The organism is Candidatus Neomarinimicrobiota bacterium (assembly GCA_030743815.1).
GTDB lineage: Bacteria > Fidelibacterota > Marinisomatia > Marinisomatales > S15-B10 > UBA2146.
The window spans coordinates 1-13,398 of the sequence record JASLRT010000076.1 but is presented as its reverse complement, the minus strand read 5'-3'; the positions used below and the strand labels follow the sequence as shown (position 1 = coordinate 13,398).

9 protein-coding genes and 4 tRNA genes are annotated in these 13,398 nt (G+C 48.8%); 12 read left to right on the top strand and 1 reads right to left on the bottom strand.

Annotated elements, in window-relative coordinates; genetic code table 11:
* Positions 1–54: 54 nt before the first annotated feature.
* The gene (locus QF669_06315) at positions 55–579 is read right to left on the bottom strand and encodes a hypothetical protein (protein ID MDP6457043.1); all 525 of its coding nucleotides are present in this window, start codon (positions 577–579) and stop codon (positions 55–57) included.
* Between the two features lie 121 nt (positions 580–700).
* On the opposite strand from QF669_06315, the gene QF669_06310 reads away from it, so the two are divergent.
* From QF669_06310 to QF669_06255, 12 genes are all read left to right on the top strand, one after another.
* Positions 701–788: transfer RNA gene (locus QF669_06310), tRNA-Ser, on the top strand.
* A 73-nt stretch (positions 789–861) separates the two neighbouring features.
* Positions 862–2,313, top strand: a complete 1,452-nt coding sequence (gene gltX / locus QF669_06305; protein MDP6457042.1) for a glutamate--tRNA ligase — start codon at positions 862–864, stop codon at positions 2,311–2,313.
* The gene (locus QF669_06300) at positions 2,310–4,013 is read left to right on the top strand and encodes a glutamine--tRNA ligase/YqeY domain fusion protein (GenBank protein ID MDP6457041.1); all 1,704 of its coding nucleotides are present in this window, start codon (positions 2,310–2,312) and stop codon (positions 4,011–4,013) included. The genes gltX and QF669_06300 overlap by 4 nt, the downstream gene beginning before the upstream one ends.
* 48 nt (positions 4,014–4,061) lie before the next feature.
* Positions 4,062–5,354: a hypothetical protein gene (locus QF669_06295; protein ID MDP6457040.1), complete on the top strand. Its 1,293-nt coding sequence runs from the start codon at positions 4,062–4,064 to the stop codon at positions 5,352–5,354.
* On the top strand, positions 5,351–5,869 hold the full coding sequence (locus QF669_06290; protein MDP6457039.1) for a TlpA disulfide reductase family protein: 519 nt from the start codon (positions 5,351–5,353) through the stop codon (positions 5,867–5,869). Before QF669_06295 ends, QF669_06290 begins: the two co-directional genes overlap by 4 nt.
* A gap of 6 nt (positions 5,870–5,875) precedes the next feature.
* Entirely contained in the window at positions 5,876–7,795 is a 1,920-nt protein-coding gene (locus tag QF669_06285; GenBank protein MDP6457038.1) for a DUF6029 family protein, read from the top strand.
* A 369-nt stretch (positions 7,796–8,164) separates the two neighbouring features.
* Positions 8,165–8,235, top strand: a tRNA-Gln gene (locus QF669_06280).
* A 3-nt stretch (positions 8,236–8,238) separates the two neighbouring features.
* Positions 8,239–8,313: transfer RNA gene (locus QF669_06275), tRNA-Glu, on the top strand.
* A 3-nt stretch (positions 8,314–8,316) separates the two neighbouring features.
* Positions 8,317–8,390 (top strand) — tRNA-Arg (locus tag QF669_06270).
* 338 nt (positions 8,391–8,728) lie between these two features.
* Positions 8,729–9,496 carry a hypothetical protein gene (locus QF669_06265; GenBank protein ID MDP6457037.1) on the top strand — a complete coding sequence of 256 codons (768 nt, stop codon included), beginning with the start codon at positions 8,729–8,731 and terminating at the stop codon, positions 9,494–9,496.
* Positions 9,497–9,575: 79 nt separating this feature from the next.
* Positions 9,576–10,310 carry a hypothetical protein gene (locus tag QF669_06260; GenBank protein MDP6457036.1) on the top strand — a complete coding sequence of 245 codons (735 nt, stop codon included), beginning with the start codon at positions 9,576–9,578 and terminating at the stop codon, positions 10,308–10,310.
* 165 nt (positions 10,311–10,475) lie between these two features.
* A partial coding sequence (locus tag QF669_06255) for a Calx-beta domain-containing protein (protein MDP6457035.1) occupies positions 10,476–13,398 on the top strand: 2,923 nt, incomplete at its 3' end.

Sequence of the window (13,398 nt, the reverse complement as noted above, 5' to 3'; positions counted from 1 at the left end):
GAGATAGTATTCGCTGTAATACCTGAGAGTTCGGCAACCCGAATCGCTTGAATTTTACTTTACCTGATAAGTCCAAGGATTGCGTCTCTTGCTTTCAAGGGTGATATTAACCCCAAAATCAACAGGATTGAAGGCGAAAATAAGTTGAAGCTCATTGCGGGCAAATGTGCGGATGCGGGGCGGTGCTGAGACGGTCTTGAGTTTACGGGGCTGTGATGTTAGTCCTTGCCGCACTCCCCAATTCCAGCAGGCGTTGATTGATCTAACCCACATATTGCGGGAGTTGGGATTGGATGGAAGTGTACCGTGCTTCATATAGTTCCGCAAATGGTGGCGATGTAGCCATAAAGTTCTTTCGCTCCAGCCGTGATCTTCATGCAAGAACTGGCTCACGATTTCGCTGAATGGCAAATCATCGTGTTTGTTCGTGAGGAGTTCAATCAGTAATTTTGGCTCAAGTTCTTTGGCAATTTTTTTCGCCGTGCGGAGATTCTTAGTTCGGAGTGATCTGGTAATGGAGCGGTAATTGACCGTGACCTTCAAATGATATATATCTCTGATCTGAAAAATGGAGCTCATATTTGTTTGCCATTTGCTTGCAAGCTGATTTCCTCGACGACAGGCGCTCGCCTGCTAAGTGAGTGTAGGGTTAAAAGCTCTACCGAGGGTTCGAATCCCTCCCTCTCCGCGGCGTTGAAATGGAGGCGTGGCAGAGTCTGGTTGAATGCACTGGTCTTGAAAACCAGCGAGGGTTTTGCCCTCCAGAGGTTCGAATCCTCTCGCCTCCGCAATTGCCATTTTGCTTGAGCAACATTAACTGTTTTGTCAGTCTCATTCTGACGAAGTGTGACAGTACCTGATATGAAAAAAACACCTAAAGTCCGATTTGCACCCTCTCCCACTGGTCAGCTGCATTTGGGCGGCGCCCGGACAGCGCTCTTCAACTATCTGTTCGCCAGGAAACACAGCGGCCAATTCTACCTGAGGATCGAAGATACAGACGAGCAGCGCTCCAAGCAGGAATTTGTTGACCAGATATGCGCTTCGCTGCGGTGGATGGGTCTGGAATGGGACGGTCCTATTGTCTACCAGTCCGGGAGGAAGGAGGTCTATCAAGAGAGAGCACTTAAGCTCCTGAGCAATGGCATGGCTTATCACTGCTTTTGCACAAAAGAACAATTGTCGGCAGAGCGTCAAGAGGCGGTTGAAGCGGGAGAGACCTATAAATACTCCGGCGTCTGCCGAGATCTCAGTCAGGACGAAGTGAAAGCGAAGATGAATGCAGCTGAACCGTTCTGTGTCAGGATAGCGGTTCCCGAGGGCAAGACGAACTTCTCCGACAGGGTATACGGTGAGATTGAGGTGGATAACAGGGAGATAGATGATTTTATTATCCAGCGGACGAACGGCACACCGACCTATAACTTCACGGTGGTCGTTGACGATTCAGATATGGAGGTTACGCATGTCATCAGGGGTGAAGATCATCTGACAAACACGCCCAAGCAGCTGATTATCTATCAAGCCTTGGACAGGCAGGCACCACAATTTGCTCACGTGCCTATGATTCTCGGTCCTGATGGTAGGCGGCTGAGCAAACGCCACGATGCCAAAGGTGTGCATGAGTATCAGTTTCTGGGCTATCTTGCTGAAGCACTGGCAAACTACCTGGCACTCCTGGGATGGTCTCCTGGAGATGAGCGCGAAATATTCACCGTGGAAGAGTTGGTTAAGGAATTCAGCGTGGCGCGGATCGTGAAGAAGGCAGCTGTTTTTGATGAACAGAAGCTGACCTGGGTGAGTGGTCAGCATATGATGGGGAATATCCCGGAAACTTTGCTGGAGCGGATTCATACTCTGAACCCAGACTGGCGCACGGAAGTCGCGAAGGAGACGCTTCTTAATATCGTCGATATCCAGAAGGGTCGTGTTAAGACACTTGTGGAAATCATGGAGAATTCGGATTTCTTCTTTGATGATCCGGAAAGATACGACCGTAAAACCTCTAATAAACGGTGGAAAGATAGAACAGTTAATGAATTGGTTGAATTCTATGTCACTCAATTGGAAAGCCTTCAAGAGTGGAATGAATCCACACTTGAAGAGGTGTTGAAGACAGTCACCGATGAAAAGGGGTTGAGTCCTGGAAAGCTTATTCATCCCGCAAGACTGGCATTGACGGGAGTTCCTCACGGACCGTCGCTTTTTCTCCTGATGGAAATGATCGGCAAAGAGACGTGCCTGCGGAGACTGGCCGCCGCTCTTGAAAGACTACCGTCCGCTAATGGAGATTTTGAGGAGTCTTCCCCATGAGTGCTAAGGAAAACGGGCCGAAGAACTTTATCGAGCAGATTATCGATGCTGATATGGAGAGCGGGAAGTGGAAGGGCCGCGTCCATACCCGTTTTCCTCCTGAGCCAAACGGTTATCTGCATATCGGTCACGCCAAATCGATCTGCCTCAATTTCGGGCTGGCGCAGAAATATGGCGGTTTCTGCAACCTGCGCTTTGACGACACCAATCCGGTGAAGGAGGAGGCTGAGTATGTAGAGTCCATTATCGAAGACGTCAGCTGGCTCGGTTTCGACTGGGGAGACCATATCTGCTATGCGTCTGACTACTTCCACCAGATGTACGAGTATGCGGTCCAGCTGACGGCGGCGGGAAAAGCTTACGTGGACGATCTTTCCGCTGATGAAATTCGGCAATACCGCGGCACACTCACCCAACCGGGGAAGGAGAGTCCCTTTCGCAACAGGTCGATTGAGGAAAACCTCGATCTGTTTGACAGAATGCGTAAAGGAGAATTTGGTAACGGTTCAAAAGTTTTGCGTGCCAAGATAGATATGGCAGCATCCAATCTAAACCTGCGCGATCCGGTTATGTACAGGATCGTCCATGCCAGCCACCACAGGACGAAAGATAAGTGGTGCATCTATCCAACTTATGACTGGGCTCACGGCTTGGAAGATTCCATCGAGGGGATAACCCATTCAGTCTGCACGCTGGAATTTGAAGATCACCGGCCTCTCTACGACTGGTATCTGGATGAATTGGATGTTTATCATCCGCAGCAGATCGAATTTGCCCGCTTGAACCTCAGTTATACGGTCATGAGCAAACGGAAACTTTTTCAGCTGGTGGAAGAGGGGTTGGTGTCAGGGTGGGACGATCCGCGAATGCCGACGATATCCGGTTTGCGCCGTAGAGGTTACACACCTGAGTCTATGCGAGATTTTGCTACGCGGGTTGGTGTCGCCAAGCGTGAAGCTGTTGTCGATGTTGGACTCCTGGAACATTGTGTGCGGCAGGATCTGAACAGGCGGGCGCCGAGACGGATGGCTGTATTGGATCCTTTAAAAGTGGTGATCGAAAACTATCCTGAAGGAGAGGTGGAGGAAGTGCAGGCTGTTAACAATCCTGAAGATCATTCAATGGGAACGAGGCAGGTTCCATTTTCGCGGGAGATCTATATTGATCGAAACGATTTTCGTGAAGATCCGCCCAGAAAGTTTTTCCGGCTATCTCCCGGTCGTGAGGTGCGACTGCGTTATGCCTATTTCATCACATGTACCGACGTTGTGAAAAGTGACAAGACGGGTGAAGTTGTTGAGCTGCGCTGCACATACGATCCCGAGACGAGTGGCGGCTCCGCACCAGATGGCCGGAAAGTGAAGGGGACAATTCACTGGGTCTCTGCCGATCATGCGGTTGGAGTGGAGGTTCGCCAGTATGATCGCCTGTTCCGTGCTCCGAGTCCTGGGAGTGAAACTAAAGGCGATTTTAAAGCGGACCTCAATCCGGATTCTCTCAACCTTATCTCCGCCTGCCTTGTTGAACCCGACCTTAGAAGTGCTGAACCCGGTACTCATTACCAGTTTGAACGGGTCGGTTACTTCTACGTAGATCCTGTCGATACCAGAGAAGACGCGCCTGTTTTTAACCGCATCGTTCCCCTACGGGATTCGTGGGCCAAGATAGAAAAAGCGATAGTTTCGCAAAACCAGGGTTAGAAAAAATTGCATTTGAAAATCTTCCCCAAGCTAATACATTGCCGTAAGATGAAGGGAATCCGTCAAGCCTTTGTTCTTCTACTGTTTGTAACCGCGGTCTCACTACTGCGGGGATTAGCCCCTGCACCACGCTGGCTTAACCTCTATATCCTCGAATTTGACAATATCAAAAATGAACCTTCCGTCCAATGGCTCAGCACCGGTTTCGTCGATATGCTGAAATCGAAGTTTGAAAGCATCGACGGTGTCAGGATTCTCGGTCGCCAGCAGATGGAGAGAATATTGCAGGATCGTTCTCTACTTCTGAGGCAAAAACCCGGCACAAGGAACGTCCTTCTGATGGGTACCTTCACACGCGAGCTCGATCAGGTAGTGGTGAATGTACAGCTTATAAACATAGCCAACTGGGATGAACTGGGTAAAGTTGTGGCGCGAGGATCACTGAATCGGGTTCCCGCACTAAGTGATGATCTGTTCAGAAAAGTCAACGAGCCGCTCAAAGGACAGTTGCCGACGCAGGAACCTGGTACACTGAAGACACCTTTGGTTGAAGCCGAACCGCCGCAATACAGTCAGCAGATGAAGGAAATGAATTTTTCGCTCTCTTCGGCATTGGAAAATCTTGAGGAGGCGATGGATGTCTATATCGGCGCCAGGGAGGTAGGAGATGGCACGGTAGACTCTCACGGTAAGTTTTCGCGCGACTTCACTTTCGGCTCCTCCGGTAATGAGGAAGTGATGCCTCCCGAGGATGTCCAGATGCTCGAAGAGATCCTCACCAGGATTTCGAGCAATCCGTATCAGGTCACCATCGGCAATCCGGAACTAGAGATCAAGAATGATGACTCAAAGATGATTGTTCTGACCGTGCCGGTGAAATATTCGTTAAGGGAAAATCTCATTAAGGATATGCTGAAATCACTTCCGTACACTGGTGTGCGGCAGAAGGGATCTCTTACTACCATAGAATTTTCCAGGAGTAAATTCCCGCTGCCTGAGTATTTAAACGATCGTATCAAGAAGGGTGCGTTCAGGACTGTTCCTGTAATTCAGTTGTACGATGTTGACGGCAGAGTCCGAACCGTGATCCTTGACAGCACTGACCCTTACTGGAAAAAGCGGAAAGCCGACAGTGTCAACTACGTGACAGAACATATCTTTTCGCCGCTGATAGTTTTTACCGTTGGCAGCTGGTCACTACAGGTGACAATGGAAGCGGTGGATATTAAAGCGAATTATGTACTCGAATTGCCGCACAAAGAAGTGGCGCGCTACGCACGTGTTCTGGTAGAATTTGTTCCCGAAACAGAGTTGTCTGAGTTTCTGTCAGAACTCTTGTGAAACGCCTCTTATTTAGTCTCATTGTAAGCGCATCCCTGGTTCTCTCCCAGACGAATCGTATCCCATCCTTATCCCTGAAGATGGTTGACGGCAAAAATACGACCGTCCGCCAACTGTTGAATGACGGGCCGCTGCTGATCGACTTCTGGGCGTTGTGGTGCGCACCGTGCCTGAAGGCCATGAGGCATCTGGACAACTTTCACGAGAAGTATACAAAGGACAACTTAAGAGTGCTGGCCATAAATCTTGATACGGAACGCAGCCGCTCAAAAGTTCGCTCTTATGTTCGATCAAAAGGTTACAATTTCCTGGTGGCACTCGATCCTGTGCAGGAAAGTTATCGAAGGCTGAACGGGAACGTCATGCCGTTCACAGTCCTGGTCAGCAGGTACGGTGAGATTGTTTACAAGCATACTGGCTATGTACCGGGTGACGAAAAAGTGCTGGAAGAACAAATCCAATCTCTTGTTCGGCAGGAAGCGACAGAATCTTCAGACTCACCTCCCTCGCACTAATCTCCTTTGCGCAAAACCATCCTTTTTCTGGCCATTCTCCTGGTCCAAATCGGGGGGCAGGATTTTTTTTATTCAGCCGGTCTTACGTCACTGTATGGGGAAGGAAAACAGCGAAGTCTTGAAATAGGCAGTGATGCACTATCACCATACATCTATCGCGAACATTTTATCGATCTGACGGCAGGGTACGGTAGCTTTTTCATCTGGAGCAATCTCGAGTTCAGTTCACCGCCGCAGATCGGACCGCCGCTGCGCGGTCTGAGAAAGATCCGCCTGTCGTGGGAAGGCGAAAGTCTATCTGTGACTGCTGGTGATCTATACGGTCAGATCGGTCGCGGTCTGGCGCTCAATCTGTGGGAAAACCAGGGCATCGACTGGGATACTTCTCTGAGGGGAATCTGGCTAAGATACCGTCCGCAGAATACCTGGTTGATAGACGCCCTCACAGGCCGCATCGCCGGCGGACGTCACCTGCCCGTTGGTCCCGGCGTCGATCCTAGAATCAGAGACTTTTCCGACAACAGCACGGTGAGCGCTCTCTCCGTCTTACGGCGTGAGGTGGTGGCGGGCGTTTCCCTTGGGGGATATGTGGTACGGGTGAACGCCTCCAATCCGTGGTTCAATAAGATGCGAAATCTGTTCGAAGGTGGCTACGTGACAGTGGATTCCACAAACGTGCATACGCAATCCGTCATCCCCGGACTGATGGGAGAATACATCGGTCCGAATTTCGATCTATACCTTGAATTTGCCCGCAGGGAGCACAGGATCATGGATGGTGACAGCCTGTTTTCTTCGGCTCACCGCAAGTGGTTCACTTATGAAGATAGTCAGCAGGGGTGGGGCGGATATGGAAGTATATCTTATTATCCGGGCCGCCTTGGACTGACGGTGGAATACAAAAACTATATGTACGACAGCAGTGATCCTGACAGGAGACGCCATCTACCTTTCAGGCTCGGCCGTAGCAGTTCAGTCCAGAGACCACCATCGGCATTCCGTGAACACAGTTCGACGCTTCTATCAAGAACACCCCACGTTATGGATTTTGAAGATGAAGTCGGTCTGCAGATCGAAGCCAACTTTGAGCTGAATGAAGATATTTTCCTGCTTTTCAATTACGCCGCAAGCAGCCGACATGTTGCCTTCCACAAGGTGTTCCATCCCGATTTTTCTACTGAGTGGGTTGCTAAGGAGACCCAGACGCCGTTGTGGATGGACGGGCGTGAACAGTACTATCCATTCAGAGAGATTTATGGTGAAATCAACAGTCACTTCGAGCAGTTAGGACTTGATTTCAAAGGGATGCTTTCACAAGCGAGTGAAATTATTACTTACGACGCTTCATACATCGAACGGGCAGGCGTTTCTGAATGGCTTTCATCCCGCTCGAAACGGATAGTCACCTGGGAGAAACGAAACTTGCTGACACTGCCGACGGAGTTAAGCGTCAGTCTGCCGTTGGAGTTGGGATTAACAATCTACTGGGAGCACCAGTGGGAAGACCTTCAGCTCAAGACGTACATCGGGTACGAAGATCAGCAGACCGGCGCCGTGGACAGTGTGACAACGGATGAAGTTACTTCCGTTCCGTACTACTACCGCTACGTTGCGGTGAATGTCGGCAAGCCGTCGCGCTTCAGTGTTGGTCTTGTTTATGACTACGCTTCGCAGCTCAAAACAGGACAGAGCGCCAACACAGATCCCGGGGACGACAGCTGGCTGGAGGCTGTGATTCGCCGCAACGGCGTCGACTTAAGGAACAAATGGTTCGGTGTTCAGTCGTCCGTTTATGTGACGCCGTCTACGATTCTCTCTCTGTTTTACGGTTCACTGCAGGGGGGATTGAAATGCGACAGCGGCGTCTGCGTCTATGTGCCGGGGATTGAGGATGCCGTTACCATCAACCTGACAAGTAATTTTTAGTATTGACACTCTGTTGTTCTTGATCTGTCACGATTCCCTATTGGGAGCAACGTGGGCAGGTCTCTTATTCTAAACTGTGATCGAGCACGGTCTCCTGACCGTGCTCGATTTACTCTACTATAGCCGTCGGTGATCCTGGCCGCTCAATATTCCGGTTCACTCGTGGAGAGTGTGAACGATTTCGACTATGAAGATCCTGTGGATTCCAAGACAAAGCCTTCACTGCCGTCCCACATGTGTTAGTCGCATTCTTCAGTAACTTATTGTCAGATATCCCATCGAAAGTCATTGTTGACCTTCTGCTAAAAGGGTAAATTTGCCCGCTTCTTGCTGAAGATAAAAGTGTGTCTGTTTTTTGATGATAAGGAATGGGGAGTCGTCTAACGGCAGGACGCCAGGTTCTGGCCCTGGTAATTGGGGTTCGAGTCCCTACTCCCCAGCATGGCGCGTTCGTCTAGGGGTCAGGACGCCGGCCTCTCAAGCCGGTAACACGGGTTCAAATCCCGTACGCGCTACCAACAGCACCCGTAGCTCAATTGGATAGAGCGTCTGGCTACGGACCAGAAGGTTCCGGGTTCGAGTCCTGGCGGGTGTACATATGGCGTGACGGTCGACAGACGGGGAATCCCTTATACGCTACCGATCTACGTTCACATCATGCACTAGATTGACGGGCTCATCACGAGAGTCTCCGGTAGTTGGAGTATTTCTGTAGTAGTGTGATGAAAGATTTTCCTGCCTATAATCCTCAATAGTGCGGTTTTTTCTGCCGCATCTCTTTTATTGATTTCTTTTTCAGTCCAGAGTATATTTACAGTTGCCGGGAAATGTATCGAAGAGGTAAGGAATGTTTTCTGACGAAAAACTGCTAGGAGTATATTTGTCTTGATAGCTTCGAGTCATACTGCACATATACGCTCGTTCTGGTTTATAGTGGCGTTAGCGTTAGCTCTTCTCGCATGGCCGAATTTTATCTTCGCTCAGGAGGAAGAAGGGATCTTTTGGGGAGAAGAGGAAGAAAGCTTTGGAGATGAAGAGTTTTTTGGTGACGATGAAGAAATCTTCGACGAAGAAGAGGGATTCTTTGAGGAGGATGAAGGTGAGTTCGAAGAGGAAGACTTAGGCGAAGAAGAAGAGTTCTTTGATGAAGCGGAAGATGACGAGTTTGACGAGTTTCTCGCAGAGGAGGAAGAAGCGGTAGATGAGGCGGACGAAAGTGGCGTTGGTCTTGCCAGAAAGGCAGAGCAGGAAGGTTTTACGATTCAGCTTTCAGCGGCATCTCCCGGTTATGTCAACAGCACCCTCATGACGTGGAATTCCTTCTTCGACCTCCGCTTGGGACTGGAACTTCCATTCATCATGCAGCTTGGTCCGGTCAAGTTTCGATTGGGGCTGGAAGTAGGCTCCTTCAAGTTCGAGAATTACCTGCCCGTGGGTGGCGTATTCAAGGGTGTGAGCGGTGCCGCTATCTTGAGCATCCCCGCCGGTGATTCCCGCATAAAGTTAGGCGTAGGGATTGCTGGATCTTCGCCAGCGATAGTAGCATCTCAGAGCTTCGGCATTCCTGTAGGAGAATCACTCATCATGCGTATCGGCGTCAGATCGACAGCCGCCGCCGATCCTCCGCCCGAGGTTAAAACTTACGGTTCCATGGCTGCCTGGCTTGACGGATTTGTCGCTGTGGCTTACACACTGCAATGACTGCTTAGTAATGATGCCAAAAACTGACCACAATCATCTGTTAACATTTTTCTCTGTAACTGTTAGATGGATGCTCATTTTGTCTATTATATTTGCCGTTCCTGTCTTTGCCCAGGACGAAGAAAGCGATGAATTCTTCTTTGATGAGGAAGAAGGATTTGGAGATGAAGAATTTTTCGGTGAGGAAGGTGAATCCTTTGAAGATGAGGAAGGGTTTGGTGAAGAAGAGGAATTCTTCGGGGAAGATGAAGGATTTTTTGATGAAGGTGAAGAAGAGTTCGGTGCCGAGGAAGAGTTTGGTGAAGAATTTGGTGGATTCGAAGAAGAAGAGGAAGAGCCGGTAAGTGAGGAACCGACATACAAACGCGGTATTACTATCCAGCTGTCGGGGGGAATGCCCAGCTTCAGGAATGTCACCCTGAATTCATGGGACGGAGTACCAAACGTAAGGATTAGTGTCGATCTGCCGTTCTTTCTCAAGATCGGTCCTGTCGGGTTCAGGGTGGGAGCTGAAGTGGCAACCTTCGGCTTCCAGAATACACTGCCCATAGGAGGACAGTACGAAGGATTCGGTGCTTTTGGCGTCGCGACAATTCCCGCCGGACCTTCGAACCTCCAGTTAGGGATGGGTTTTCTCGGTTCCTCACCCGCTTATATGGGGTCGCTGAGCAGCGGCTTCTCTATCGCCAACCTGATTGATATGAGGATCGGGGTGCGGTCAAACTTTGCCTACAACATTCCGGCTGATCTGAGGAGAGGGGGGACACATATCTCCTGGGTAGATCTGTTTTTATCTTTTGGTATGACATTGTGAGGATACAAAAGAATTATCGATTTCAGTGGGAGGTTTTAATCAACCATCATCAAAGGAGTTAATCGGAGTCTGTGATGTGGGTCAACAGCAATAAAATTTTACTTTAGTAAATTTTTGATGGAAGAACATTAATGACATAATGAAGATAAGGTTAATTCATATCAGATGATTCCAACTTGTTACAAAGATTCGACTCGAATCGCATTAAGTTCGCGACTGTACAGATACTGCTTACTGGGGACCTTTGTTCTTTTTTCAAACTATCTGAATGCCGTAACAGTTGACTTTAATGCTGCCACTTACACTGTTGGTGAGAGTGACGGTACCGTCACCATAACAGTGGATATTTCCGGGGATCCAGAGGAAGCTTCGTATATTTCATGGGAAAGAACTGGAGGGACAGCCACAACAGATGATTACACCTTCGGCTCTCAAGCCTTGTCGTTTGCGAATGGAAGCACAAGTTCTGCAACTTTCAGTATAACTATAGATACGGATGCCTGTGATGAGGCCAATGAGACCATTATACTGGGCTTTACAGGTGAGGCTGGCGGTATTACTGGTGCGAGCGGTACAACAGCCACTACCATTACGATCACGGATGATGATGCCACACCTACAATTTCCTTTTCTACCTCAGCTGCCTCAATTTCTGAAGATACAGACGGGGAAGTTGAAGTTACACTATCTTCCTACTCTTGTCTGGCTCCTACCGTGGATTATGCGCTCACAGAAAACACGGCCACTGACGGTGGTGTCGATTTTACCGAAACAGGTGGAACATTAACAATCAACAGCAACAAGAGCGGTAGCGTCTTGACCAATACATTTACTGTAGACATAAATGATGATGCTCTCGATGAAGCTGATGAAAACTTTACTATCGCAATTACAGATCCATCTAATTCCACTCTCGGGTCTACTACTACACATACATATACTATCTCGGATGATGATGCTACTCCCACTATCTATTTTACGAATGCGACTGCCAACGGTGCAGAATCTACAACTTCAGTGAACGCCGGTTTGACACTGTCTGCGGCCTCAGGGCAGAACGTGGCCGTAAACTATTCTGTAACCGGTGGGACAGCGACAGGTAGTGGTACGGATTTTACTTTAAGTGCTGGCACAGCTACAATTACCGGCAACGCTAGTACTACGACAAAAAATATTGCTATTACAATTGTTAATGATGCTCTTGATGAAGCTGACGAGACTATTATCATCACTATCGCTAGCCCCACCAATGCATCTATAACTGGGGTTCAAACAACACACACTTATACGATCACTGATAATGATGATACACCCTCTATAGCTTTTACAGCCACGTCTTCAGATGATGATGAGGATGAAGCATCTGCGCCTATGCAATTGACACTCTCAGCTGCTTCAGGACGGGATGTTACGGTGGATTATGCCTTAAGTGGCACTGCAACGGGAAGTGGAACGGACTATACCCTGGCTAATGGAACAGCTACAATTACCGGCAACGCTGGTACTACCACCCAGAACATTACAGCGACAATCGTCGATGACAGTATTGATGAAACCAACGAAACTGTTATAGTAACTATCTCAAATCCTACTTACGCTTCTTTAGGAACTAATCAAACACATACTTATACCATAACCGATGATGAAGCGACACCCACAATACAGTTTACAGATACAGATGGTGCGTCCAGTGGTTCTGAAGCGACAGCGTCTCCAAATATAGAAGTTTCCACGAATCTGGCTTCATATACAAGCATGACGGTCGATTATGCGATTACGGGGACAGCTACCGGTAGCGGCACGGATTACACGCTCGCCAACGGGACAGCTACAATTACTGCTGGTAACACAACAACAAATATTACCCCGACTATAGTTAACGATGATTTGTATGAAGAAGGCGAAACGATTATTGTTACTTTATCTGGTGCAAGTGCTTCATCCTTGGGGGGTAGATCAGTACATACATATACAATTAACAATGATGATTCGGCACCTACTATAGCATTTACAGATGCAACGTCAAGCGGTGCGGAGTCAACCACTCCGGCAAGCCTTGGTTTGACGTTATCTGCTGTTTCTGGTTTAGATGCTACAGTTGGTTATGCTGTAACTTCTGGTACCGCTACCGGTAGCGGTACCGATTACACGCTCGCTTCTGGTACAGCTACAGTTAGCGCTGGTGCGACAACGACGAGTATTGCGCCTGTGATCGTTAGTGATGCACTGGATGAGGATAATGAATATTTTGTCGTCACGCTTTCGAGCCCGACCAATTCTTCCATCGGTACTAACAGCACTCATACCTTCACGATTACTGATGATGATGCTTTGCCTGAGATTGCGTTTACATCTACCAGCTCCAGTGCTGCCGAAGGTTCCACACCGGCGAGCATCGGCTTAACTCTTTCGCCGGTTTCCGGCAGAGATGTTACGGTAGCCTATGCTGTTACAGGTACGGCAACAGGTGGTGGCACGGATTACACCCTCGCAGACGGAACCGCAACTATTTCTGCAGGAAGTACAACAACCAATGTCAGTGCTGTAATTGTTGCCGATACGCGGGATGAACCAAATGAAACAGTGATTCTTACCGTTTCAGGTCCAACAAATGCTAATTTGGGCACCAATACAACTCACACTTATACAATAACAGATGATGATGATGCTCCTTCTATTGCATTTCCTGCAGCTACAAATGCAAGTGCTGAATCAGCTAACCCGGTTTTTGTGCCCACATTATCCGCTGCTTCCGGTATCGATATCAATGTCAGCTATGCGGTTGGAGGTACTTCCACCGCAACCGGAGGAGGCACAGATTACACCCTTGCTGATGGAACAGCTACTATTACGGCCGGTAATACCTCTACCAATGTAACCGCTACAATAAATAATGATGCAATGGATGAAAACAACGAAACAATAGTTTTAACCCTTTCTAATCCAGTCTATTCCACCAGTCAGACCCCTTCTCCGTCGCTGGGCACTAATTCAACAATTACACATACCATCACAGATGATGATGACTCTCCGGCGATTGGCTTTAGCTCAGCATCTTCCTCGGGTGCCGAGGCCACTACACCCGGTA